This is a genomic window from Rhodococcus koreensis (assembly GCF_900105905.1).
GTDB lineage: Bacteria > Actinomycetota > Actinomycetes > Mycobacteriales > Mycobacteriaceae > Rhodococcus_F > Rhodococcus_F koreensis.
In genome coordinates, this window is record NZ_FNSV01000005.1 from 6101880 (window position 1) to 6126746 (window position 24867).

The 24867-nt window shown below is 67.3% G+C and carries 25 protein-coding genes and 1 pseudogene; 6 read left to right on the forward strand and 20 right to left on the reverse strand.

The genetic code is table 11. The features are described from left to right. Positions 1 to 205 precede the first annotated feature (205 nt). Entirely contained in the window at positions 206 to 826 is a 621-nt protein-coding gene (locus BLV94_RS32300) for a response regulator transcription factor (RefSeq protein ID WP_072936999.1), read from the forward strand. A 6-nt stretch (positions 827 to 832) separates the two neighbouring features. On the opposite strand, the gene BLV94_RS32305 is transcribed toward BLV94_RS32300, so the two are convergent. The 7 genes from BLV94_RS32305 to BLV94_RS32335 are packed head-to-tail and all read right to left on the reverse strand — an operon-like array spanning position 833 to position 6474. Next, positions 833 to 1792 (reverse strand): PDR/VanB family oxidoreductase, encoded by a 960-nt coding sequence (locus BLV94_RS32305; protein ID WP_072937000.1) that lies wholly within the window; start codon positions 1790 to 1792, stop codon positions 833 to 835. 46 nt (positions 1793 to 1838) lie between these two features. Next, on the reverse strand, positions 1839 to 2579 hold the full coding sequence (locus BLV94_RS32310) for an SDR family NAD(P)-dependent oxidoreductase (protein ID WP_072937001.1): 741 nt from the start codon (positions 2577 to 2579) through the stop codon (positions 1839 to 1841). Between the two features lie 28 nt (positions 2580 to 2607). Next, positions 2608 to 3111 (reverse strand): aromatic-ring-hydroxylating dioxygenase subunit beta, encoded by a 504-nt coding sequence (locus tag BLV94_RS32315; RefSeq protein ID WP_072937002.1) that lies wholly within the window; start codon positions 3109 to 3111, stop codon positions 2608 to 2610. After that, positions 3101 to 4396: an aromatic ring-hydroxylating oxygenase subunit alpha gene (locus tag BLV94_RS32320; RefSeq protein ID WP_072937003.1), complete on the reverse strand. Its 1296-nt coding sequence runs from the start codon at positions 4394 to 4396 to the stop codon at positions 3101 to 3103. Before BLV94_RS32320 ends, BLV94_RS32315 begins: the two co-directional genes overlap by 11 nt. Continuing rightward, positions 4396 to 4896 (reverse strand): nuclear transport factor 2 family protein, encoded by a 501-nt coding sequence (locus BLV94_RS32325; protein ID WP_072937058.1) that lies wholly within the window; start codon positions 4894 to 4896, stop codon positions 4396 to 4398. Before BLV94_RS32325 ends, BLV94_RS32320 begins: the two co-directional genes overlap by 1 nt. Before the next feature lie 5 nt (positions 4897 to 4901). Further along, positions 4902 to 5267, reverse strand: coding sequence for a hypothetical protein (locus BLV94_RS32330; protein WP_072937004.1), 366 nt, complete (start codon positions 5265 to 5267; stop codon positions 4902 to 4904). A gap of 43 nt (positions 5268 to 5310) precedes the next feature. Then, positions 5311 to 6474 carry an acyl-CoA dehydrogenase family protein gene (locus tag BLV94_RS32335; protein ID WP_072937005.1) on the reverse strand — a complete coding sequence of 388 codons (1164 nt, stop codon included), beginning with the start codon at positions 6472 to 6474 and terminating at the stop codon, positions 5311 to 5313. Between the two features lie 199 nt (positions 6475 to 6673). On the opposite strand from BLV94_RS32335, the gene BLV94_RS32340 reads away from it, so the two are divergent. Both BLV94_RS32340 and BLV94_RS32345 read left to right on the forward strand, forming a co-directional pair. After that, positions 6674 to 8179, forward strand: a complete 1506-nt coding sequence (locus BLV94_RS32340) for a PAS domain-containing sensor histidine kinase (protein ID WP_072937006.1) — start codon at positions 6674 to 6676, stop codon at positions 8177 to 8179. Between the two features lie 97 nt (positions 8180 to 8276). Then, on the forward strand, positions 8277 to 8546 hold the full coding sequence (locus BLV94_RS32345; protein WP_083395744.1) for a hypothetical protein: 270 nt from the start codon (positions 8277 to 8279) through the stop codon (positions 8544 to 8546). 74 nt (positions 8547 to 8620) lie between these two features. On the opposite strand, the pseudogene BLV94_RS32350 reads toward BLV94_RS32345, so the two are convergent. The 8 genes and pseudogenes from BLV94_RS32350 to styD form a co-directional block, all read right to left on the reverse strand. Further along, positions 8621 to 10330, reverse strand: a pseudogene (locus BLV94_RS32350) (amidohydrolase). 34 nt (positions 10331 to 10364) lie between these two features. Continuing rightward, positions 10365 to 10886, reverse strand: coding sequence for a DUF5134 domain-containing protein (locus BLV94_RS32355; protein ID WP_072937008.1), 522 nt, complete (start codon positions 10884 to 10886; stop codon positions 10365 to 10367). Positions 10887 to 10894: 8 nt separating this feature from the next. Then, positions 10895 to 12334, reverse strand: coding sequence for an APC family permease (locus BLV94_RS32360; RefSeq protein WP_072937009.1), 1440 nt, complete (start codon positions 12332 to 12334; stop codon positions 10895 to 10897). Next, positions 12327 to 14285 carry a primary-amine oxidase gene (locus BLV94_RS32365; RefSeq protein ID WP_072937010.1) on the reverse strand — a complete coding sequence of 653 codons (1959 nt, stop codon included), beginning with the start codon at positions 14283 to 14285 and terminating at the stop codon, positions 12327 to 12329. Before BLV94_RS32365 ends, BLV94_RS32360 begins: the two co-directional genes overlap by 8 nt. A 169-nt stretch (positions 14286 to 14454) precedes the next feature. Further along, positions 14455 to 15024, reverse strand: coding sequence for a TetR/AcrR family transcriptional regulator (locus BLV94_RS32370; RefSeq protein WP_072937011.1), 570 nt, complete (start codon positions 15022 to 15024; stop codon positions 14455 to 14457). Between the two features lie 52 nt (positions 15025 to 15076). After that, entirely contained in the window at positions 15077 to 15397 is a 321-nt protein-coding gene (locus BLV94_RS32375; protein WP_072937012.1) for a DMT family transporter, read from the reverse strand. Between the two features lie 65 nt (positions 15398 to 15462). Continuing rightward, positions 15463 to 16578, reverse strand: a complete 1116-nt coding sequence (locus tag BLV94_RS32380) for an NDMA-dependent alcohol dehydrogenase (protein ID WP_009475608.1) — start codon at positions 16576 to 16578, stop codon at positions 15463 to 15465. Positions 16579 to 16618: 40 nt separating this feature from the next. Next, complete coding sequence (gene styD / locus BLV94_RS32385) at positions 16619 to 18106, reverse strand: phenylacetaldehyde dehydrogenase StyD (protein ID WP_072937013.1); 1488 nt, start codon at positions 18104 to 18106, stop codon at positions 16619 to 16621. Positions 18107 to 18277: 171 nt separating this feature from the next. Between styD and BLV94_RS32390 the strand changes: the two genes are divergently transcribed. Together BLV94_RS32390 and BLV94_RS32395 are read left to right on the forward strand one after the other, a co-directional pair. Then, complete coding sequence (locus tag BLV94_RS32390; protein WP_012689757.1) at positions 18278 to 18943, forward strand: helix-turn-helix domain-containing protein; 666 nt, start codon at positions 18278 to 18280, stop codon at positions 18941 to 18943. A gap of 82 nt (positions 18944 to 19025) precedes the next feature. After that, a complete protein-coding gene (locus tag BLV94_RS32395) occupies positions 19026 to 19613 on the forward strand; it encodes a cupin domain-containing protein (protein ID WP_072937014.1) in 588 nt (195 codons plus the stop codon). 67 nt (positions 19614 to 19680) lie between these two features. Here the strand turns inward: BLV94_RS32395 and BLV94_RS32400 are convergent, their stop codons facing one another. Continuing rightward, positions 19681 to 21036, reverse strand: coding sequence for an ammonium transporter (locus tag BLV94_RS32400; protein ID WP_072937015.1), 1356 nt, complete (start codon positions 21034 to 21036; stop codon positions 19681 to 19683). Between the two features lie 181 nt (positions 21037 to 21217). Between BLV94_RS32400 and BLV94_RS32405 the strand changes: the two genes are divergently transcribed. Further along, complete coding sequence (locus BLV94_RS32405; RefSeq protein ID WP_072937016.1) at positions 21218 to 21766, forward strand: HutD/Ves family protein; 549 nt, start codon at positions 21218 to 21220, stop codon at positions 21764 to 21766. A gap of 43 nt (positions 21767 to 21809) precedes the next feature. Here the strand turns inward: BLV94_RS32405 and BLV94_RS32410 are convergent, their stop codons facing one another. The 4 genes from BLV94_RS32410 to BLV94_RS32425 are packed head-to-tail and all read right to left on the reverse strand — an operon-like array spanning position 21810 to position 24860. Beyond that, on the reverse strand, positions 21810 to 22385 hold the full coding sequence (locus BLV94_RS32410; protein ID WP_072937017.1) for a TetR/AcrR family transcriptional regulator: 576 nt from the start codon (positions 22383 to 22385) through the stop codon (positions 21810 to 21812). After that, a complete protein-coding gene (locus tag BLV94_RS32415) occupies positions 22382 to 23371 on the reverse strand; it encodes a heme-dependent oxidative N-demethylase family protein (protein ID WP_072937018.1) in 990 nt (329 codons plus the stop codon). The genes BLV94_RS32410 and BLV94_RS32415 overlap by 4 nt, the downstream gene beginning before the upstream one ends. Further along, a complete protein-coding gene (locus tag BLV94_RS32420) occupies positions 23368 to 24345 on the reverse strand; it encodes a PDR/VanB family oxidoreductase (protein ID WP_072937019.1) in 978 nt (325 codons plus the stop codon). The genes BLV94_RS32415 and BLV94_RS32420 overlap by 4 nt, the downstream gene beginning before the upstream one ends. Then, positions 24342 to 24860 (reverse strand): dimethylamine monooxygenase subunit DmmA family protein, encoded by a 519-nt coding sequence (locus tag BLV94_RS32425; protein ID WP_241031344.1) that lies wholly within the window; start codon positions 24858 to 24860, stop codon positions 24342 to 24344. The genes BLV94_RS32420 and BLV94_RS32425 overlap by 4 nt, the downstream gene beginning before the upstream one ends. Positions 24861 to 24867 lie beyond the last annotated feature (7 nt).

The window sequence follows — 24867 nt, forward strand, 5'->3', positions numbered from 1 at the left end:
AACGGGAAGTCGTGTCACCACGTGGCGCCGGCGATCCTGCAAAGAAGGATATGACGTGCTCGTGCGCTGGAACATTGGCGGCGACGCTACTTTCTCGCAGGAAGTCGCGTATCCGGGTAGGGGATTTCTTCAGTTGCCTATCGCTTCCGTTACGGTCGGTGTTGACTGGACGGGGAAGCAAGCCATCTGTGCGAGGCAGGATTCGATGGAGCAGCAAGAAACACGGGTTTACATCGTCGACGACGATCAAGAGTTGTGCGCATCGCTTGCGTGGCTACTCGATTCGGTCAACATCACGTCGGAGTACTACTTCTCGGTGCAGTCGTTCCTCGAGGAGTACCGGCGCGACATCCCGGCCTGCCTCGTCCTGGACGTCCGGATGCCGGAAGTCGGGGGATTCCAGCTCCAGGAGACACTCCTCGCCGACGAATCCCCGATTCCGATCATCTTCGTGTCGGCGCACGGCGACATCAAGATGTCGGTGCGGGCACTGCAGCGGGGTGCGCTGACGTTCATCGAGAAGCCCTACGATCCGCAGCACATGCTCGACGTGATCCAGGATGCGCTCCGGGTCGCGCGGCAACGATTCGGCGAGCGTCGCAACCGAACGGAATTGCAGGGTCGGATAGACGCGCTGACGGTGCGGGAACGGGAAATTCTCGCACTCGTGCTCGACGGGTTGCCGAGCAAGAACATCGCCAAAGAGCTGGGTATCAGCGTGAAGACGGTCGACGTGCATCGCACGCGTATCAAGGAAAAGACCGGAGCAGAAAGCATTGCGGTTCTCGTGCGCGACATTCTGCAGGCCGGACTTTCCGTGACCTGAAAGTGTTCAGGGAAGCTCGACGACGAGTCGCGCGGATCTCGCGCGCGACACACACGCGGCGATTCTGTCTCCCGCCTTTCTCTCACTCTTGGTGAGGCAATTGTCCCGGTGGTCGGGCTCGCCCTCGAGCACGTCCATGACGCACGTGCCGCAGATCCCTTCCCGGCACGAGGTGTCGATCTCGATGTCGTTCTCTTCGAGTACGTCGGCGATGGATTTTCCGGCCGGTACTTCGAACACCTCGCCCGTGTCGAGTTCCACCTCGAACGCCGTATCCGACTCGGTCGCGGCAGGCGTCGCCGCCTCGAAGTGTTCGAAGTGGACCGCGTCCTCGCCGACCGCAGGTTCGGCCAACTGGCGCACCCGATCCATGAAACCTTCGGGGCCGCACGTGTAGACGTGGGTGGCGGCGGACGCGTCCGCCAGGATCTTCTCGAGCGCCGAGAACTGGTCGTCCCGCGTGAGGCCGAAGTGCTGGTGCACGTCCTGCCGGAAATCCGCATTCTCCAGCAGGTCGACGAACGCGGCCTGCGCCCTCGTGCGCGCGAAATAGTGCAGGTCGAATCGCTGTCCCTGCCGATGCAAGGCGAACGCCAGACTCAGCATCGGCGTCAGCCCGATCCCCGCTGCGACGAGGATGTGCCGATCGGCACCCTCGGCGAGCGTGAGCAGTGTCCGCGGCCCGCTGATCCGCAACTCGCTGCCAGTCGTCACGTGATCGTGCAGCGCGGCCGAGGCGCCGCGCGGACCGGTCTCGCGTTTGACGGCGACGACATACGATTCGGACTCGTGCGGCGGGCTGCACAGCGAGTACTGGGTGAGGACCTCGGTGGGTCCGAGGATGTCGATGTGGGCGCCCGCAGGGTACGGGTCGAACCGTGAACCGTCCGTCCGGACCAGCCGGAACGACTTGATGTCCGGCGTTTCCTCGACGATTTCCGCGACAGTGACAGTGAACATGCTCATGGTGATTCTTCCTCCGGTGCTGCGACCCGTCGCCCTCGAGCGGGGGTCAGCGCATGTACAGGCCGCCGTTGACGTCCCAGCAGGCTCCGGTCACCGACGCGGCGGCCGGGGACGCGAGGAGGGCGACCGTCTCGGCGATGAATTCGGGCGACCCCAGTGTGCCCACGGGAATGGTGGTGAGAATGGCCGCGAGTTTGTCCGCGGGCACCGTCTCGCGCACCACCGGCAGGTCCAGCGGTCCCGGCGACACCGCGTTGACGGTGACACCCGACGGTGCGAGTTCCCGGGCGAAGACCTTGGTCAGCGTTCCGACGCCGCCCTTCGCGGCCGCGTAGTGGGCCCCGGTTGCCGTGCCGCCGTTCTGGCCGGCGAGCGAGGCGATGTTGACGATGCGGCCGTAGCCGCGTTCGGCGAAGTGGCTTCCGAACACCTGGCAGCCGAGGAACGCGCCGTTGAGGTTGATCTCGACGATGTCCGAGAATTCCTCCGGCGCAATGTCCATCAACGAGCCGGTCTGGGAACGGCCGGCATTGTTGACGAGAACGTCCGCCCCACCCCAGACGTCGACGACCCGGTCGCACAGGGACTCGAAGTCGGACTTCTTCCGAACGTCGAGGACGGCGGCGACGGCGGTGTTCCCGGAGGAATCCAGCGCCACCGCAGTCTCTTTCGCGGCGGCCTCGTCGATGTCCGCGACCAGTACGCGATATCCGCGGTCGTGCAACAGGCGGGCGATGGCGGCGCCGAGTCCGCGTCCGGCGCCGGTGACTACTGCGACGTGATCCATGTCGAACTCCTATTTCTGGAGGGAAAGGTCAGAGGAGGTAGCCGGAGGCGTTGACCGCGCCCTGCGAGTTGACGAGCCGGATGACCTTCAGGTCCAGCCGTGGGCCGTCCTCGGTGTAGCGGATGCGGTGCGTGACGTCGGCCGCGAGGGTCTGCTGGTCGTCGCGTTTGAAGCCCACGAGGATCTGTGCGGACCTCAGCGTGATCGAGTCGTCGGTGCGGTCCTCGACGGTGAAGCGGGAGACGGTGCGGACGGTGCGGGCCGCGGCGAGCGCGGACATCGAGTAGCCGGAGGTCAGGCGTTCGATCCGCATGCGCCGCATCCGGGTGTCGTCGTTGACCATGTTCAGCGATCCGTCGAAGTCGTCGGTGTCGAGGTCGATGGGTATGACGTACCGGCCTTCGTCGGTCCAGAGTGCGTCCCAGGTCTGGTAGTCCTTGGCGTCGAGCAGGGCCGCTTCGTGCCAGACGAGTTCGATGGCCTGCAGTACCCGGGCGTCGGACAGTGCGATCGTCAGGAGGTCAGTGCTCATCGGTCATCATCCTCTTCCACATTGCGTAGGCTTCGCGCATTCCGGTTTCGTCGGTGACGTGCGAGGTGCGGTGCCCGTCGCTGTCGAGCGCTTCACGACCCAGGCCGCGGTTCACCATGATCGGCATTCCGGGTGCACCGCGGGAGCCGCGCTGAACCCGGTCCCAGGCCTCGGAGTCGTCGGGGCTGCCGAACCCGAACGGGCCCTGGAAATGTTCGTGGATGCGGAGACGTTCGCGGTTGACGATCTCGGGTCCACCGTCCATGCCGAGGGCGATGTGCCGGATCTCGGTCTCGTCGACCGCGATCGGGCGCAGTACCCGGAAGAACGACATCGACATCGCGACGTTGGGGAAGATGTTGAGGTTGAACCCGGCGCCGTGCATGGACCGGACGATGCGGCGCACCTGGTCGGCGGGCATCGTCTTCGACAGCTCCTCGACGATGTGGTCGAAGCGGGCCTGAATCTTCTCGGTGCCGTCGTCGTGGTCGAGGTCGACGTGTTCGGGCACCATGATGGCGACGCTGTGGCCGTTGCCGAGCGCGTGCGTGACGGCGTTGTCGTCGGTCATGAAGGAGAGCATGTCGGCGGTTTCGGCGTCGACGGACGACATCCAGGATCGGTGCACGATGGGGAAGTGGTAGCCGTCGGTGGTGTTCTCCAACTGGATCTTCCAGTTGCCGCGGAAGCGGAAGCAGTGCTCGCCCTGGGTCTTGATCGGGTAGCCGGCGCCCTGCTTCATGAACAGGTCGATCCACACCTTCGCGTCACCGAGGAAGTCGTCGAGGGGCTCGACGTCGGGGTTGAAGCTGGCGAAGATCATTCCCGCGTACGACTCCACCCGGAGGCTCTGCAGCGGGAGGTCCTTCTTGTCGAGATCCTCGTCGTAGCCATCGGGGTAGGGGATCCCGCGCAGCCGCCCGTCGAGGGCGTACGACCAGCTGTGATAGGGGCAGGTGAACCCGTTCGCCTTGCCCTTGGGGACCTCGCAGACGCTGGCCCCGCGATGGCGGCACCGGTTGAGCAGGACATTGAAGTTGCCCTTGCGGTCGCGGTTGACGATCACCGGCTGCCTGCCGATGGTCGCCATCTTGTAGCTTCCGGCCTCGGGGATCTCGCTCTCGTGGGCGACCCACACCCAGGTGCGGTAGAAGATTCGCTCGAGTTCGGCCTCGAACATGTCGGGGTCGGTGTACAGCGATCCGTCCACGCGGTCGTCGGTGGCGAGGTCCGCGAAGTTGGTTTCCGTGAAGCCGGTGTCTGTGGGATCCAGCGAAGTGGTCATCACATTCTCTTTCCATTCGATTCGAGCAGTCGCGGTGCCTCGTCGAGGCGGGTGGCGAACAGCTTCTCGGTCGTGAAGTGGCTGATCCGGGCGGTGCCGTCCCGGACTTCGCACTCGGCGGTGATGCGGGCGACGAGCAGTTCGGCCGATTCGTCCTCGTACCGCGACAGCTGTTCCATGACCCACCGCCCCCGCGCTGTGGGTCCGTCCACGTCGATCTGCTCGTTGCCGAGCAGGTGCGCATTTCCCCGGAAATGGGGGCTCGGTGGGAGGTACGCGGTGAGCATTCCGACGATCTCCCGGCGGCCCTGCCGCCTGCCGAATTTGTGCGCGTAGTCGCTGCCGACGCCTTCCCACACCGCCTCGGGTGTGAAGAGGGAGCCGAGTTCCTCGGCCGAGAACTGCACGGACGGAACGTCACACAGTTCCATGTAGCGGCAGATCACCCGGTGAACGGCCTCGCGCCTCTCGATGCGCTCGGTCGCGCTCGCACGGTGCATGTCGCTCACACGCCGAGGTCGACGTCTTCGCGGACGGTGAGCGCACGGCCGATGCGGGCTTCGATCTTCGCGTAACGCCACAGCGTGTACTCCCCGACCGTGGTGGTGCGGAAGAGGTTGCAGACGTCCTTGACGGTCTGCTGGGTGTCGACGTCGGCGAGGATGTAGCACGTCCACGGCCAGCCGTCCGACGGTCCGACCATGTGGCTGTCGTCGTCGATGTCCCCGATCACCCGGACGCCGGGCGTCTCGGCCAGCGCGTCCATCATCCCGGAGAACGCCTTCCACACCAGGCCGCCCTGGCCGGTCGGGAGGTCGAAGAAGTTCTGGTTGATGCCGATGCAGAACAGCACTCTCAGTGGTGCGGTCATGGTTGTACTCCTGAAGGGTCGGTGGTCGGGGTGCGGACGATGCTCAGATGAAGCCGGGGAACGGCGGGATATCCATGAGCACCGCACCGGCGCTGTCGTAGATGCCGTCGCCGAGGAAGGCGTGCTGCGGCGGGACCAGGGCCTCGCGCATGTACCGCTGCATGGCGTTGCCGTCGTAGATGGCGCCGGTGCCCGACAACTGGAAGGCGGTGTGCACGGCGGACGCACCCGCCTTGGCGACGTGGGTCGAGGACAAGCGAAGAAGTGCCGCAAGCTTTTCCGGGACGGGATCGCCGGCGACCACCGTGGCGTACGCCTCGTCGGTGACCTCGTAGAAGAAGGCGCGGGCGGACCGCAGCGTCGCCTCCGCCTTGGCCAGGTCGATGCGGTAGTAGGCGCGGTCGGCGAGTTTGGGCGCTCCGGTGATCCCGGTGCGTCCCGCGCCGACCTTGATCGCGTAGTCGAGCGCCGCGCGGCCCACTCCGAGATTGACGACGGCCAGCACCTGGGCGGCGTACGCGATGGAGGGATAGCGGTAGAGGGGTTCGTCGACGGTGGGGGTTCCGCCCCGGATGAACGTCCAGTCCTCGGGCACGACGACGCCGTCGACCTTCAGTTCGTGGCTGCCGGTTCCCGACAGACCGACCACGTCCCAGTTCTCGACGATCTCGACGTCCTTCGGCCACAGCAGGGCGGTGCGCGGCTTCCCCGCGGTGGAGTCGCCGCCGCGGATGCCCACACCGAGGATGTCGGCGCCCTTGCATCCGCTGGCGAACTTCCACTGCCCGGTGATCTTCAGGCCTCCCGGCACCTGTTCGACGGGCTGCACCGGAAACAGGCCGCCGGCGAAGACGAGGTCGGGGCTGTCCTTGTACAACTCGGCCTGCGTCGCGAGGGGCAGCGCCGCAAGGTAGACGAGGGCGGAGCCGAAACTCGCGACCCAGCCCGCCGACGCGTCCACCGCGGAGATTCGTTCGATCATCCGCAGAAACTCGCTCGGGGGCAGTGCGTCGCCGCCGAACCGGCGGGGGGTCGCCGCGCGGTAGATGCCGACCTGCTTGAACTCGTCGATCATGTCGCGAGGCACGAACTTCTGTGTGGCGAACTCTTCCCGCCGCAATGCGACGTGCTCGAGGACGTCCTCGAACGACAGCGTCCCGTTCGCGGCGGTGCCCGTCGTGTCGAGGGTCGGTGCGGTGGTGGTCATCAAATACTCCGATCGACGCGAAGTAGAAGGGGTGTGGCGTGTTTCGTGTCGAGTTTCACGCTATTGCGGTGGCGGGCATCACTCAATCGGTGCTTCCTCCCGCACACGTGCAGAGATGTCGCCCCGGACTAAAGGAATTCCCTATCGTGTCCGCGGTCTGCACGCTCAGTAGACTCGACGTGAGCCCAAGGAGGCCGCATTGTCCGAACTCGCGCCGTCCGACTACGAACAACTCGTCGAGTCGCTCCGCTACTGCGTCCTGGTCCACGATGCGGCGACCAAGGACATCCTCTGGGCCAACAGGGCTGCGTCGGAACTGCTCGAGTTCACGGTCGAAGAGCTCAAACCGCTCAAGGCCCCCGACATGAGTTCCCCGGCGAAGCGCTACCGCCGGTCGGTGGGACGGCGGTGGCTGCAGGAGGCCGTCGACAACGGGGCAGCGGTCACCGAATGGGCGTATCGCGCGAAGAGCGGGCGAGAGGTCCTGACGGAGGCGATCGCGATCCGGGTCGAGCTGAACGCCCGGACCGTGGTGATGGTGCAGTTCCGCGACATCGAGCAGGAAACGTCGATGCGCCGCGACCTCACGCGCACCGAGGCCGATCTCAGCCGCACCGAGGCCCGCCTGGCCGCGTTCCTGCGGAACATGGCCGAGGGCATCCTGGTCCTCGACGACGACAGCCGCATCACGTATGCGAGCGAGGCGGCGTCGGAACTCCTGAAGGTCCCGGTGGCATCGCTTGTCGGCGAACGCTTCACGGAGTTCTGCCGGGCGGGGCAGTCACGGGAGAGCGTGCGCCGGGCCCTGGACCTGACCACCGCCGACGGGGGTTCCCAGAGCCTGCGCTACGAGGTGGAACTGACGTCCGAGGAGCGCCGCTGGCACGCGGGAAGCTGCCAGCACATCGCGATCGAGAATGATCTGAGCGGGCACCTGCTGCTCTTCCACGACGTCACCGAGCACGTCCGCACCGAACAGGAGCACGAACGGGACTCGCAGTACCTCAACTACCTGGCCCGCTACAACGCGATGGGCGACATGGCCATGGCCATCGCGCACGAGTTGGCCCAGCCGCTCGCGGCCGCCACCAACTTCATCGCCGGAACGCAGAGCCGCCTCGGTGACGGGCACACCAGTCACGACGAGGTGAGCTGGGGCCTCGGGGAGGCGCGCAAGCAGATCGACAGGGCCAATCAGATCGTCCGAAGCCTGCGCGAATACGTGACACAACTCGAGGAGTCCCAGCAGATCGTCGACCTCAACGACATCGTGGACGAATGTGCGTATTTCGTCGACATCCGCGCGCGGCAGAAGGGAGTTCACGTCGAGTACCTCCGCGCGCACGACACGGTCGCCGTCGTGTGCGAACGTGTGCTCACCGGGCAGGTCATCCTGAACCTGTGTTTCAACGCCATCGACGAGATGGCGGAATGGCCGGCAGCCGACCGCATCGTGAGGGTACGCACCGACGTCACCGAGACGGAGGGCGTCGTGAGCGTCGAGGACCACGGCAAGGGTCTCTCGCACGTCCCGGACGGCCGAATCTTCGACGGCGCGTTCACGTCGAAGTCCACGGGCCACGGAATCGGACTTGCGCTGAGCCACCGCATCATCACCCGCCAGGGCGGGACGATCACCGCACGCGAGAACGATCCGCACGGGGCGGTCTTCACGTTCACGCTGCCGGTCGACCCGAACCGCTGAGCGACCAACACTCACAGGGTAAAGGTTTCTTGGATTCCGTTGAGCACGATCCGGTTCTAGCGTTATGGGAAAACCACCGCGGCCCCGGAGGTACCTCGTGGACTATTCGCATCACCACCGCACATTCCTGACCTGTTACGCCGACACCCACCGCTACGGCTGGCATCACGTCGACCTGTTCGTGCACGACGAGCACGGCAACGAAGTGAACTGGGTGCACTGGCAGGTGAGGGAGGACGGACCGGACGGCGCCGACGTAGCCACCGCGCGCGTCGAGCCGAACCTGCGGCGGACCACCGATTGGCAACGCGGAATCAGCGCCGACGGAAGCGAGTACTGGATCGCGGAGGCGGCCTGGGCGCAGTGACGTGCCCGGACGCTGAACGGCCGGTTCACCCACAGCAGTGGTGAACCGGCCGTTCGGATGTAGCGGTGTCGGGCCTACGCGACACTCTCCGTGACGCGCTCGAACACGACCTTCCCACCCAGCACGGTCGTGACGACCTGCATCGCGGGTATGTCGTGCGGATCGATGGTCTCGAGGTCGCCGTCGAGGATGCACAGGTCGGCCACCTTGCCGACCTCGAGTGATCCCTTCCAGTCCTCGGCGAAATCCTGCCAGGCCGCATTGATCGTATAGGTCCGGACGGCGTCGGCGAGCCCGATGGTCTGGTCGGGTCCGCTCACCGCGCCACTGGCCTTGCTTTCCCGCAGGATCATCGTCGAGATGCCCTGGCGCCAATCGGGTGGTGTGACCGGTGCGTCGGAACTGCTCATCAGGTGCACCCCGGATTCGACGGCGCTGCGGTACGGCCACTCGTAGGCGGCGCGTTCGGTCCCGACCACCCCCACCTCGAGGTCGGCGATCGTCCACTTGATCGTCGGGTTCATGTTGACGCCGATATCGTTCTCGGCCAATCGCTTCAGGGTGGCTTCGCTGATGAAGTCGCCGTGGATCAGGTAGTGCCGGGCATCGTCGCGGGGGTGCGCGATCTATGCGGCGATGATCGCCTCGGCGACGGTGTCGATGGCACGGTCGCCGGTGACGTGCACACCGATCTGGTAGCCGGCTTCGTGACCGATGCGGACCATTTCGGTCACCTCGTACACCTGCCGCTCGTCGGTGTCGCCGCCGACGCACAGGGAGCCGCAGCCGCCGCCGACATACTCCTCGTGCATCCACGCAGTCTTGCTCGGCGGGATGCCGTCGGCGAACACCTTCACCCCGAGAACCCGGAACATCCGCGGGTCCACCGTGTCCGGGACCTCGATGTCGGCGAGGTTCTTCCCGAAATCCTCGGCGGAACCGGACATTCCGGTGGGCAGGAGGAGCAGGTTGACGCGGGCGCCCAGTTCTCCGCGGCGGGCGAGGTCGGCGTACACCGACAGGCCCTCGGCGCCCATCGCACCGCCGGCGAGGGCTTCGCCGCCGGGGCCGATCGCGGGGTCGGTGAAGCTGGTGATCCCTTCGCTCTGCAGGATCGAGATCGCCGAGCGGAGTGCTTCCTCCCGGCGCTCCCGGGTGAGGGCCGGCAGAACCCGCTGCACGAGGGCCTGCGCTCCCTCCATGACGATGCCGGTCAGCAGGCCGTCCTCGCCGGTGGGCATGAGGCTGCCGGGCGGCAACGGGGTCGTCTCGTCCACCGCGGCGAGGGCGAGCGCCGCGCTGTTCACCCACGATGTGTGCCGGGAGAAGTCCTGCAGGAACACGGGATTGTCCGGGGACACCTCGTCGAGGTCCCAACGGGTCGGTGTCCGCCCGTCCTCGGTGAGGCATTCGTCGAGATAGCCGTCGTCCCAGCCCGTTCCAATGATCCAGGCGCCGTCCTCGGCTGCCGAGGCGGCCTCCCGCACGAGTTCGCGGACGTCGGCGATCGACCGGACGGCCGGGAACGACACGTCGAGCGACAGCGGCGGCGTGTCGAGTCCGTAGGCGATGGCGTGCAGGTGCGAATCGTTGATTCCTGGGAGGATCGTCCTCCCATCGAGATCCGTGACCACCGTGTCCGGTCCGATCAGGGTTTCGATCTCGGCGTCGATGCCCACCGCGTGGACGAGTCCGTTACGCACCGCGAGGGCGGTGGCGATCGTGAAATCCTCGTCGACGGTGAAGACCTTGCCGCGGGTGTAGACGGCATCGGCGTAACTCATCGGTTCCTCCAGGGTGCTGTCGGTGGGAGGGCGGTCAGACGGCCATCGGGGCCATGCCCAGGATCATCAGTGCGGAACCCGCCGCCGCGGTCTTGACGCCGGAACGGCGCTCGCGGCGCGGGGTGGAGCGGAAGAGACACAGCGTCAGCAGTGCCCAGCACACGAGCACCACGAGAGGAAGCCAGCCGGTCGAGATTCCTGCGCCACCGTGATGGTGGCCGGAGGGTGCCGGCGCCGACGCCGCCGCGGCGGGAGCGGACATCGGCGCCAGGAGCAGCAGCACCCCCATCGCCGTGAGGTCGACCGCGCAGGGAACCGCGGTCCGGCGGTGCATGGTCTCGCCGGTGACGAACACGGCGAGTGCGATGAGGACGGCACCCCCCAGCAGGTGAATCCCTGCCGGCACAGCGGGGATCATCATCGCGATCATGGACAGCGCCATCGCACCGTGCGCAATCCGGACCCGGCAGTCCGTTCCGTGTGCCCGCCACATCGGGACGAGGGCCCCGACCGCTCCGATGAACATCGCCGCATGCACGGCAGGGATCTCGAACATCGTCGGACTCAGATCGTGGGAGTGAGTTCGCGGCTCTGTCCGACATCGGCCCGGCTCTGCCGGGTGACCCGGGCGACGACCAGTCCGGCGACGAAGAACAGTGCGATCACGGCGAGCAGGATGTCCGCGAGCAGTTCCGACCCGCCGATCAGGGTGGTGAAGTTGTCGAGCACCAACCAGGTGACGGCCACCAGACCCACGCATCCGAGCACGGGGGCGATCCGGGTGTGCCAGAGCCGGGTGTCCAGCCGGGTGCGGGCGAAGAACGCGATGATCGCGACGCTGGTGAGCACCATCAGCACCAGGATGCTCACGGTGGCCAGACCCGCCATCCAGGTGAACAGTTGCAGCACCGGGTCCGCGCCGGCGAGTGCGAACACCCCGACGACCACCGTCGCGGAGATCGTCTGGGCGATCGAGCCGACGTGCGGGGAACCGTGCTTGGGGTGGGTGCGGGCCAGTGCCCGCGGGGCCGCACCCTTGCGGGCCAGGGCGAACACGTACCGGGAGATGGCATTGTGGAACGCCAGCAGCGCGGCGAACAGACTCGTGACCAGCATGATCGCCATGACGTCGGCGGCGGGTCCGCCCAGGAACTGCGCGGCGGCGGCGAACGTCAGCCCGGCAGGGTCGGCGGCGGCCGCGTCGGACACGTTGTCGCTGCCGAACGCGAGCACCACGGCCCAGCTGGCCAGGGCGTACACCAGTCCGATGACGATGACGGCGGCGTACGTCGCGATCGGGATCGTTCGCCGGGGGTTGCGGGCTTCCTCGCCGTAGATCGCGGTCGCCTCGAAGCCGATGAACGACGCGATCGCGAACATCAATGCGACACCGGGGGATCCGCTGAAGAACGACGTCGGGGTGAACGACGCGAAGTCGATACCCGCGGCCCCGCCCCGCACCAGGACGCCGAACGACAGCGCGAGGATGATGCCGATTTCGAGGACGAGGAGAACGCCGAGCACCTTGGCGCCCAGATCGATGCTGCGGTACCCCAGCACGGCCACGAGAGCGATGAGGACCAGCGCCCACATCCACCAGGGCAGGTCGGGTCCGCCGTACTGGACGACGAGGCCCTGAATGGTCGCGGCGGCCAGGCCGTAGACGGCGGCCTGGATGGCGGTGTAGGTCAGCAACGCGAGACCGGCGGCCCCGAGTCCGCAGGATTCGCCGAGACCCTTGGCGACGTAGGCGTAGAACGCACCGGTGTCGACCATGTGGCTGCTCATCGCCGCGTATCCGACGCTGAAGACGAGCAGGACCAGCGCGGCGATGAGGTAGGCGGTCGGGGCGCCCGCGCCGTTGCCGATCGCGATCATGACGGGCAGGGCGCCGCCGATCGCCGTGAGGGGAGCGGCGGCGGCGATGACGAGGAAGACGATCCCGACGACGCCGATGGATCCGCGCAGCTTGCCGGGTCCGGAACCTGTGGTGGTGTCAGACATGAGTGCCTCCGTCCGAGTGGCAGCTGCTGCCTCCGGTCGAGCAGTGCTTCGACGTCGTGCGGGGCACATCGAGAGAGGGGTTGCGGTCGAAGAAGCCGTTGGGCTTCAACGTGAATCCGGTGTAGTCGACGGGCATGATCGGCCAGTCCTCCGGGCGCGGGAAGTGGGTGAGGCCGAACGTGTGCCACACGACGAGGTCCTCGTTCTCCAGATCGCGGTCGCCGGCCACGAAGCTGGGCAGTCCGGCGCCGCCGGCGTGCTGGTTCACGAAATCGCCTGCCGCGTACCGTTCCTTCTCGTCGAACTGGGTGACCCACAGGTGCTTGGTGGCGAACGTCGCCCGCGCAGCGATCGAGGAGTCGTCGTCGGCCAGCAGGATCGGCTGTCCCTCCGGGTGCAGTGCATACGCCACCGGCTTGCCCAGACGGTTCAGCTTGTTCGGGTTGCTGATGTGCCACACGCGTCCGACGCTGTTGTCCGCGAGGCGCTGAGCCTCGGATTCCTTCGTCAGCGGTGTGCGCTCGAGGGTGAACGCATTGCCGTGCAGGTTCCCGGGGCCCATCTTCACCCGCTTGGTCTGCACTTCCTCGACGGAGTTGCGGTCGCCGTCGATCATCATGTCGAGGCGGGCGCTGAACAGGTGCTGGTGGTACGGGGCGCCGAGGCCGGGGGCGATCTCCGAGGCGTACGGGTAGTCGCCGCCCGGGTGACCCGACGTGAAGACGACGCCGGTGGCCTTGACCTCGAACTCGATGGTGCCGTCGAGGTAGAGGTACCAGAAGAAGCCGTAGTCGTAGTTGCCGATCGTGGTGAAGAAGGAGACGACCAGGCGGCGCTGGCGGCGCGTCTCGGCCGAGCCGGCCCACAGGTCGGTGTGCTTCCACAGCACGCCGAAGTCTTCCTCGTGCATGCACACCGCGTTCTTCAGCGTCTTGGGGCTGCCGAACTCGTCGGCGATGACGGCGTCGAAGTAGGTGATGTCGCCGACGCAGTCGCAGCCGAGTTCGAGGGCGTTCGCGTAGCGACCGACCATGTACTCGCCGGTGTCGAAGTAGTTCTGCCACGACCGGACCGGCGAGGGGTCGCCGTAGGGCACGACCATCTCGGCGATGGACGCGCGGTGGATGATCGGGCGAACCCGGTCGCCGTCGGCGAATCCGAGCTGATGGAGGACAAGTCCCTCGCGGGCGTCGAAGCCGACGCGGAACGACCACTTCTCCCAGTCGACGCGGTTGCCGTCGACGACGAAGCTGGGGCCCTCGGGCTGGGTGATCTCGATCGGCTTCTGGGTGGTGCGCAGCGGGCCGGTGACGGCGAGGTCGTCGAAGTTGCCCGACTCCTCGGGGATCGGGACGGCGCCGAGGTCGAGGACGTCGGTGACGGTCCGGTTCATGACGTCGACGAAGCCGACGAGCCCGTCGATCGGGTGAGCCCAGGCGTGGTCCTTCGGGTGGTCCTGGCGGAACGCGAGCCCGCGGAGGATCCGCTTGCCGGTCTCGCCGGGGTAGTCGAAGACGCCGGCCGAGAGGGGAGCGACCCGGACGTCGGCGACGTCGAGTCCGCGGGCGGCGAGTGCGGCGAGCCAGCGTTCGTCGGCGGACAGTACCTGCTCGACGAGTTCGAATTCCTCGTCCAGGACCGGCATCTGACCGTCCCGGGTGGCGTCGAGGGTGACCGAGCTGATGACCGACCGCCGGGTCACGGACACCACGACGTCCACGGCGTTCGGGGACGAGATGTCGTGCAGCAGAACGCGGAATCGGCGATCGGTCTCGTTGGTCTCGGCCGGGTACAGGGTCGACTTGTCCGGTTCCTCGAGGCCGACGTAGACGAATCTCGTCTGCTCGGTCAGCGCGTCGGCGGCCTCGAGGATCTCGCGGAGCGATGCGATCTCTTCGACGGTCGGCAGCGACAGCGGGTGGTCGATACGCGCAGGGGAAAGGGTGGGCATGTCGCGATCCTTTGGTTCTACGGGTGTTGAATAAAAAGCTTAGTGACGTACGTTACAGCCGAGGTGCCCTCGTGTAAACAGTGAGTTTCCGACCCGGACATACTGGGCGTCCGGTCAAAGGTGCGCTAACGGATTCCGCAGCAACGGAATTGGACGAGCGTACGAAAACTCAGAGCGTGGTGACGAACCGCTCGAGCATCTCCAGCTGACGCTCCGACGACGTCTCGCCCGGCGTGAGGACACCCAGAATCTGCATGCCCATCATCATGTTGAGCAGTTGCTCCACCACGATGGTGACGTCGATGTCGCCGACGGTGCCCTCCTCGCGGGCCTGCTCGAGGAAGATCGCCATCTGCGCGCGCCAGCGGTCCATCGTCCGCCGGTTGGTCGCGGCCATCTGCTCGTCGTACATGGCCCGCGGCCACAGGGAGGCGGCGATCCGGGCCTCGAGGAGTTTCTCCTCGTTGATCGGCATCACCTCGCGGCACAGGATGCGCAGGGCGTCGAGGCCGGTCGCGTCGCCGAGCGCCTCGGTGATCCGGCGATCGGTGGCCTCGGAGATGTGCTCGTACGATGTCCGGAGGATCTCGTCCTTGCCGGCGAAGTAGTGGCTCAGGGCGCCGTTGGTGTACCCGGCCTCGGTGGCGATGTCGCGCATGTTCGCGGCCTCGATACCGCGGGCGGCGATCAGCCGCCAGGCGGCGGCGGTGATGCTTCGCCGACGCTCGTCGTGATCCACGAGCTTAGGCACGACGTGTACCTGCTCCACCAGCGATCATGCGACCACGGTATCAATGAGCTCCGCCGAGATTGAGCACGACCACTCCGGAGACGACGAGACCCAGTCCGAAGATCTTCGTCGCGGTCAGCGGTTCACCGAGGAATGCGGCCCCGATCGCGACGATCGCCGCCGTCCCGAGCCCCGACCACATGGCGTAGGCGATCCCGACCGGCACCGTCTTGACCGCCTGCGACAGGAACAGGAACGCGACGACGTACCCGGCCAGGCACCCGACCGTCGGCCACAGCCGGGTGAAACCCTCGGTGGACTTCAGCAGGCTCGTGCCGAACACCTCGGCGGCGATCGCGGCGAGCAGGAACACGTACGGCATGGGGACAGGGAACCATGCCGGGAGCGGTGAGGCGTGCAGCGCCCCACCGCTCCCGACGGTGCCGTCTACGAGTACATGATGACGCCGCGGACGTTCTCGGCCTTCCGCATGGCCTCGTAGCCGTCGTTGATCTGGTCGAGTGTGTATGTCCTCGTGATCATCTCGTCGAGCTTCAGCTGACCCTCCATGTACAGGCGGAGCAGATGAGGGATGTCGAACCGGATGTTCGCGTTGCCGAACCACGCCCCCTTGAGTGTCTTGCGCATCGCCGTCAGATCGAACAGGTTCAGGTCGACGTCGTTCTGCGTGACGTCGCCGACCGACACGTGGACGCACGTGCCGCCCTTCGCCACCAGGCTCATCGCCGGAGCGATGATGCGGCCACTCGCATTCGCGACGGTGATGAGCACCTTGTCGGCCAACTGGCCCCACGTCAGGTCCTGGAGGAGGGGGAGCGCCTCGTCGATGCTCGCCGCGGTGTGGGTCGCGCCGAAGATCTTGGCCTGCTCCCGCTTGAACTCCGAGGGGTCGACGACCACGACGTGCCGGGCACCGGCGAGCGCCGCGCCCTGAACCGCCCCGCACCCGACGCCGCCCATGCCGATCACCACGACGGTCTCACCGGCCTGGACGCCGGCGGCGTACACCGACGACCCCCAGCCGGTCGTGACGCCGCAGCCGACCAGCGCCGCCTTGTCGAGCGGGATGTCCTTCGTGATCTTGACGCACGAGGCCTCGTTGACCACCGTGTACGGCGAGAACGTCCCGATCAGGCACTGGATGGCAGCGTCCTTGCCGCGAACGTGGTGCCGCGCCGTGCCGTCCGAGATCTGCCATCCTTCGAGCAGGTGAGCACCCAGGTCGCAGATGCTGGACTGTCCGGTCGCGCACTGCCGGCACCGCCCGCACGCGGGGATGAATCCGAGTGCGACGTGATCGCCCTTCTCGACGCTGGTGACCCCCGGCCCGACCTCGAGCACGACACCGGCGCCCTCGTGCCCACCGATGAACGGGTAGTACTCGAGCGGCAGGCTGCCGTCCCGGACGTGTTCGTCCGAATGGCACATCCCCGACGCCGCCAACTGCAGCAGCACCTCCCCGTGCTTCGGCGGGTCGAGTTCCAGTTCTTCGATCTGCCACGGCTGACCGGGCTCCCACAACACAGCGGCCTGGGTCTTCATGTTTCCTGCTCCTGTCCGACGACGTCGATGGTGTACGGGATCAGAGAATGATGGTGACGACCTTCTCCTCGGTGTTGGCTTCGATTCCGGCCCAGCCGAGTTCGCGTCCGGTGCCACTGGTCTTCATGCCGCCCCAGGGCAGGGCGGGATCGATGGGTGCCCAGCCGTTCACCGCCACCGCTCCGGCCCGGACCTTGCCGGCGAGGGTGTGGGCGTGGGAGACGTCGCGCGTCCAGATCGAGGCGGCGAGCCCGTAGTCGGTGGCGTTGGCGATCGCGATCGCCTCGTCGGTGGTGTCGAACGCGATGACGGTGCCGACGGGTCCGAAGATCTCCTCCCGCGCGATCTTCATGTCGTTGTTCGCGTCCGCGAAGATGGTCGGCTGGACGAAGAACCCGTCCCCGTCCGGGCGGCCACCGCCGGCGGCGACGCGGGCGCCCTCGCTGCGTCCGGCCGCGATGTAGTCGAGGACGGTGTCGCGCTGCTTCGCGTTGACCAGGGCGCCCATCGTGGTGGCCGGGTCGAACGGGTCGCCGAGGACCTGGGCGGACGCGGCGGCGGCGAGACCGTCGACGACCTGCGAGTACAGCGACCGGTGCACCAGGATGCGGGTGCCCGCGGCGCAGACCTCGCCCTGGTTGAAGAACAGTCCCATCGCGGTGCCGTTGATGGCGGCCTCGAGGTCGGCGTCCGGGAGGATGATCTGCGGGGACTTGCCGCCCAGTTCGAGGGTGGTGCGCTTGAACGTGTCGGCGGCGCGCTTGGCGATGATCCGGCCGACGCGGGGGCTGCCGGTGAAGCTGATCTTGTCGACGCCGGGGTGGGCGGCGAGCGCGTCGCCGGCGATCTCGCCGAGGCCGGGCACGACGTTGACGGTGCCCGCGGGCAGTCCGGCCTCCTCGAGCAGCGTCGCGAGGTGCAGGATCGACAGCGGTGCGTCCTCCGGCGGCTTCACCACCAGGGTGTTCCCGGCGGCCAGCGCCGGGGCGATCTTCCACGCCGAGATCATCAGCGGGGTGTTCCACGGGACGATCGCGCCGATCACGCCGACCGGTTCACGGACGGTGTACGAGTGGGTGGGCTGACCGAAGTAGCCGGCGGTCGGGATGGACTGGCCGGTGATCTTGTCGGCCCAGCCGGCGAAGTGCCGGAACGTGCCCGCGGCCATCGGGATGTCGAGCATGGTGGGCTGGCCGACGGGCTTGCCGACGTCGAGGGCCTCGAGCCGGGCGAGGATCTCGCCGTCGCGCTCGATGAGATCGGCGACCTTGTTCAGGATCCGTCCGCGGGCGGCGCCGGGCAGTGATCCCCATTCACCGTTCAGCTGGGTGCGGGCGGCCCGGACGGCGTCGTCGATGTCCTGCCCGGTTCCGGCGGACACGTCGACGAGGGGGCGTCCGGTGGCCGGGTTCAGGTCCGTGAACGTTCCGCCGTCCGAGGCCGGACGCCACTGCCCGCCGATGAACAGCTGCGTGGCGGTTCCATCAGGAAGCCCTGTGGCACTGACGTTCTCGTGTACTGCGGTCATGGCGTCAACTCTCCCGGTGGTGTTGTGATGGCTGTCACAAGCATGCGGGCGAGGGGGTGGCGTCGTCTTGCACGCACGCGCATGCTTGTTGCTCGTATGCGCACCGATTCGGCGTCCGGGGCCGCTGAGTCGCAGTTTCCTGACAGTAAACAGCGCTGTTACGATGCGGACGTGACGACTCGACCCGAGACCGAGGTTCACCGCGACACGGGAGACCCCGCGCCCGTCGAGCGGGAGGTGCCGTCCGACACGCCGACCGGGCCCGATCTCGAGAAGGTGATCGCCAGGCAGGTCCGGGCGCTCCGCAAGGCCAGCGGGCTGTCCGTCGGGGACATGGCGGCCAAGGTCGGGATCTCCAAGGCGATGCTGTCGAAGATCGAGAACTCGCAGACCTCGTGCAGTCTGTCGACACTGGCGCGTCTCGCGGCCGGACTCGACGTGCCGGTGACCTCCCTGTTCCGGGGTGCCGACACCGCCCGCGACGCTGTATACGTCGAGGCGGGCCACGGCGCGGTCATCGTCGGACGCGGCACCCGGGTGGGGCACCACTACGAACTCCTCGGCGCCCTGCGCGGGCAGCACAAGCGACTCGAACCGGTGCTGGTCACGCTCACCGATGCCAGCGAGACGTTCCCGCTGTTCCAGCACGCGGGCACCGAACTGCTCTACATGCTCGAGGGCGTCATGGTCTACGGGCACGGCGAGGCCGAGTACACGCTGCGACCGGGGGACTCGCTGCTCCTCGACGGCGAGGGCCTGCACGGTCCCAACGACCTCGTGCGGTTGCCCATCCGGTTCCTCGCCGTCACCGCGTACCCGGACCATCACGAGGAGTGACTCCTCCGACCGCGTTTTCGTCCTTCCTCCACGCCGGGTGCCGGGCGTAGAGTGGCGGGTGGTTCGAAAGGTCGTGGTAGCAATGTTGGCGACAGTTCAGATAGCGTCCGGTGGAAAAGCGGCGCTGCCCTTCGATCCTGCCGAGCCGGTCTACCTGGCCACCGCGGGCGCGATCGGGCTCTACTATTTCGATTACGGCACCGATGCGCGGATGAACGCGGATGATCACGGCGACTTCTACGTCGTTCAGATCCCGCTGTCGGGAACGGCCAGAATTACCTGTGGCGCAGAAGAGTTCGACTCGAGCATGTCGGTCGCGTCGATTCTGTCGCCGGGACGCCCAGCAAGCATGGAGTGGCACGAGGGGCAGTCTCAGCTGATCATCCGACTGTCGCGCGGCACCCTCGAAGAGCACCTGCAGGAAATTCTCGGGAGTCCACTCGATCAACCCCTACGATTCGAGCCGCAGATGGAACTCGCAAGCCCCGCTGTGCGCGGGTGGCGTGAGGCGGTCGAACTGCTCGAACACGAAGTCGCGAATCATGCAGCGATCACGGGCGATTCGGCCGCGATGGAGGAATTCGATCGAATCGTGCTCACCCAGTTCCTGTCCGCCCAGCCGAACAACTACAGCGACAGGCTTCGGAGTCTGGCTCAGAGCCTGACGTAGTCGGCGACGAAGGCAGGGCCCTGCCCGCGGAATGCTGCGGACAGGGCCTGGTCTGTGTGGCGCTGGATCAGGCCTTCGCGGGGTCTCCCACCGCTTCCGCGGTGATGGCTTCCGCGCCGAGCACCGCGTCTGCGCCGTGCTTGGATGCGCCGGTGAGGCCGACGGCGTCGAGCACGTAGGCCGTCTCGCCGTGGACGGATACGTCGAGGCCGTCGTATTCGCTGTCCTGGTCGGCCCGGATGCCCATGAACTTCTTCAGTGCCGCGGCGATCACCAGGGTGACGACGAAGCAGTAGGCGAGAACGGCTGCCACGGCGACGCATTGGCGCCACAGCACGTCGAAGCCGCCGCCGTAGAGGAGTCCCGCTGCGCCGTTGGGTGCGGCCGGATCCGCGAGGAACCCGATCAGGACGGTGCCGAGGATGCCGCCGACCAGGTGCACGCCGACGACGTCGAGCGCGTCGTCGTAGCCGAGCCGGTACTTCCAGGAGACCGCGAAGCAGCAGACCGCGCCGGCCGCGCCTCCGACGACCAGTGCGCCGAGGGGCGAGACGGCGCCGCAGGCGGGCGTGATGGCGACCAGGGCAGCGATCAGTCCGGATGCCGCGCCGAGCGACGTGGCCCGGCCTTCTCGCAGCTTCTCGACGGCCAGCCACGCGCAAATGCCTGCGCATGCCGCGGCGACGGTGTTGAGGATGACGACGGACGCGCTGTTGCCGGCGGACAGTGCCGAGCCGCCGTTGAATCCGAACCAGCCGAACAGCAGGATGCCGGCGCCGAGCATCGTCAGAGGAAGGCTGTGCGGGCGCGGCGAGACGGGGAACGTCTTGCGGGCCCCGAGAACCAGGACGACGGCGAGGGCGGCAACGCCGGCATTGATGTGCACCGCCGTGCCTCCGGCGAAGTCGATGGCGCCGAGGGTGTTGGCGATCCATCCACCGATCACCGATCCGTCCGCCGAGTCGAACGCGAAGACCCAGTGGGCGACGGGGAAGTAGACGAACGTGGCCCACAGTCCGGCGAACAGCATCCACGCGCCGAACTTCATCCGGTCGGCCAGTGCGCCCGAGATGAGGGCCACGGTGATGCCGGCGAACAACAGCTGGAATCCGGAGACCAGCGCGGGTGGCAGTCCGGGTTCGGCGGGGGCGTCCAGCAGCGCACTGGAGCCGAAGAACTCGAGGGGGTCGCCCAGGAGGCCGAGGCCGCCGAGGGAATTGCCGAGCACGGCCGAGTAGCCGAACACGATCCACAGCACGCCGACGACGGCGAACGCGCCGAACGTCATCATGGCCATGTTGAGCGTGTTGCGCACGCTGACCATCCCGCCGTAGAACATGGCCAGGCCCGGCACCATCAGGCTCACCGCCGTGAAGGCCGCCAGAATCCAGGCGGTGTCGGCCGCAGCGACTGCTTCGTTCATAGTCGTCCACCTTGATCGAGGATGGCGGGACACTCGCAGTGTCCGCCTATGGGAATCAATGTCTAGCGTCAGTGAACCAAAGCTGAGATTGCGAGTATGGTGCGTTGCGTGACGAATGCGTTAAGTATGGACATAGGAAACTATGTATCTTGTTAGTGGACTAGATGAGTGAGGAGGATTGGTGACAACAGCTCGCGAGGCACGCCTCATCCGTCGCGCGGATCGTCGCGTCACGCGGTGGGCCAACGGTGCAGGAACCACCGCGGAGATCGCCGCCGGTGCCGCGTCCCGGTGGCGGTTCAGCGTCGCGACGCTCGACGGGAGTTCGACGTTCTCGCCGTTCCCCGAGGTGGACCGCATCTTCACGGTGATCGGCGACCATCCGGTGTCCCTCGACTTCGGCGGTGGCCCGACCATGATTGCCCGTCTCGGCCCGACCCCCTTCGCCGGTGAGGACGGCCCCGTCTGCGTGGCGGCCGGGGCGACCGAGGCGTTCAACGTGATGGTCCACCGGTCCACGACTGCCGCCTCGGTGGAGATCGTCGAGATCGGGACGGCGCACGAGACAGCCGCGGACGGGCGGGTGGCCGTCCTCCTGCTGGTCCTGAGCGGAGGCCTCACGACGGACCTCGGGCCTCTCGAACCCGGCGACTGCCTGCTCGTCGAACACGGGTCCGTCCACCTGTCCGGACCGGCGTCGGTCGCTCTCGCCCAGATCCTCGACAGGTGAGCGGCAAAGTGTGCCGGGGCACACTTTGCCGCTCACCTGGGGGTCACCTCGCGGTCGAGAGAATCCGGCGCAGGCGCTCGATGGCGCGCTCGGTGGCGGGGCGGTCCTTCGCGACCAGCTGGTGCATGATGAAGCCCTCGATCGCCGAATACACCAGCAGGGTCAGATCTTCGTCGGCGGTGATGCCCAGGCGGGTCAGTGCCTGGGACGTCGCCTCGATGTACGTGGCGTACAGCAGTTTCACGTGTGGGTCGAGGCGCGGCGTTCGCCGGGATTCGAGCATCAGCTCGTACTGGAAGACCTGTAGGTCGGGGTCGCGGGCGACGAGGTCCGTGAGGTGCTCGACGAAATGGTCGAGTGACGACCCGTCGGCGATGTCGGCGAAGACGCTCGCGCTCTTGTCCAGCGCGTACCGGAGTGCGGCGTCGACGAGGGCATCCGTCGACGCGAAACTCTGCCGGACTTCCGCGTCCGTGATGCCCGCCTCCGCGGCGACGGCCCGGACCGTCAGACCGCGCAGACCGTCGCGGGCGATCACGGCGACTGTCGCGAGGACGAGGCCGAGAGCCACCTGATCGCTGCAGGGGACTGCCCGCCGCCGCCCGTCAGCCAGCGTCACAGTTCCACATCCCCGTGGGCGGCAAGCCATCTCATTCCGGGCTCGCGGGTGCGGCTGATGCCCTTGTATTCGGCCATGTCCACCGGCAGGTCCTCGAGGACCTTGTACAGCCGTGCACCCCACTCCGGGACGGACGCGACGTCGCGGAGCGGAAGCAGGTAGGTGCGGATGAGGAACATGACGGCGCCGGAGTGGGCGAGCCGGATCAGGTGCTGCACTTCGGTTCTCAGGAACAGTCGGTCGCCGACCTCGGCGAGCGGTCCGTCGGCGAGGGTGCGACGGTCCTTCCCCCACTCCGGATAGGTCTCGGTGGACGTGTCGAGTTTGCCGTCGACGGTCAGCGTCCAGTTGGTGCGCCGGTAGCTCTGGCGGGGTTCGAGCCGCATCAGGAAGTTGTGGGCGCGGGTGATGATCTTCTCGGTGTGGATACGCGGGACGGGGCCGTGGATCTCGAGGAAGCTCATCCCGACGTCGAATCCGAAGGACCAGTCCGCCGCGAACGTCACCAGTCCGGCGTCGCCCCACAATGCGCCCTCGCGCTGATCGAGCAGCACGACGTCTTCCTGGATCTGGCCGCAGATGTACACCAGCGGCGGCGCCGGCAGCGTGGTGAGGTCGCCGAACACGAAGCTGTGCTCGATCCCGAGGAGGTCGTTCCGCCAGAACCAGGTGTTAGCGCGACGTTCGAGGGTCATGGTGTCGGGGTATTCGGCGGCGAGGGTACGCATCAGGGTGAGCATGGCGTCCCACGCGGCGGGGACCATGTGCGGCAGGCACTGGTGCCGCGACGGGTCCGCGGTGAGGATGCGTTCGCGCTCGGCGAGTTCGCGGTGGTAGTGGTCGTCGATGGCGATGCGGGTGTCACCCCAGCTGCCGGCGACGGTGTCGGTGGGGTTCCCGGCGGGCTCGACGTTGGTGCTGTAGCGGTACTGGTCGCGGGGAAAGGGGAAGGGAAAACGCGCGGTACGCGAGTCGGTCGAGGTCACAGTTCCAGCTCCAATCGGTCTCCTACGGCCCGTGACACGCACGGCATGATCGAATCTCCGGACGCCTTCTCCTCGTCGGTGAGGTACAGGTCGCGGTGCTCGACCTCGCCGCCGCGGACCGACAGCCGGCATTCGCCGCACACCCCCTGGCGGCACAGGTTCGGGACGGCGATTCCCTTGTCCAGCAGGGCTTCGAGAAGGCTGGTGCCCGAGGGGACGGGGACGATCATCCCGGTGCGTCCGAGCTTGGCGGCGAACGGGTTTCCTTCGGGCAGCGGGCCCGCGCCGAACGCCTCCGAGTGCACCCGGCCCGGCGGCCAGCCGCATTCGCGGGCCCACTCCGCGACCGCGGCGATCATCGGCGCAGGTCCACAGGTGTAGAGATGGGTGCCGAGTGGTTGATCGGCCAGTGTCGGGACGAGGCGGTCCGCGAGTTCCCCGGGGGTGGACACCGTGACGAGCCGGTCGCCGCACAGCGCCGCCAGTTCGTCGGCATGCGCCCCCTGACGGTCGCGGAAGGAGTAGATCACCTCGAACGAACGACCCCACTCGAGGGCGGCCCGCACGTGCGACAGGATGGGGGTGACGCCGATCCCGCCCGCGACCAGGATGTGGTGCCGCGCGTTGAGGATCGGCGCGAACGCGCTGCGCGGACGGCTCACCCGGACGGGCTGCCCAGGCCGGAGGTCGTGGACCCAGCGTGAACCGCCGTGGCCGTTCTCGTCGAGCCGGACCGAGATCGCGTAGTGGTCCGGCTCGATCGACGGCCCCGTCAGCGAGTACGAGTTGTGCCTGCCCTCGGACCAGTTCACCGCGATATGGCTGCCCGGGGTGAACGTCGGCAGGGCGCGGCCGCCCGGGTCCGCGAGGACGACGTGCCGGACACCCGGGCACAGTAGTCGGGCCTCGCGCACCATCAGGGTGAGCGCGCCGGTAACACCCTCGCCCGCAGCCGTTTCGAGCACCATGGTCATGGCAGTTCCTCCGCATCGGCTCGGTAACCCAGGTACGCGCTGTGGCGCCGGGAGAAGTGGTAGTAGACGGTCAGCTCTTCGGAACACCCCGTGCACGGGGTCTGCCCGCCCACGGCCACCGGAACGTTCGGCGACGTCGTGTGGCAGTGCGCGCAGTACACGTCGCGCACCCCGGTGTCCCCGTCGCTGATCACGGCGGCGATCTCCGCGGGCAACGCGCCCGCGGAGATCAGGCGGGAGCGCACCGCCCCCACCGTCCGCTCGGAACCCGCCACCACGAATCGCCACCCGATGCGCGCTTCGGACAGCAGGTCGTCGAGCCCGGATCCGTCGACGTTCTCGACGGCCAGCATGCGAGTCGGTACCGGGGCGACCCGCTCGGACAGTTCGCGCGGCACTCGATCGCCGACCGAACCGTCCGAGACGAGCACGTAGCAGGTGACGAGAGCGCCGGCCGCCAGGTCGTCGACGGCCGAGTAGTCGGACCGCCACCGTGGGACGCTCGTCGACCTCATCGAGACG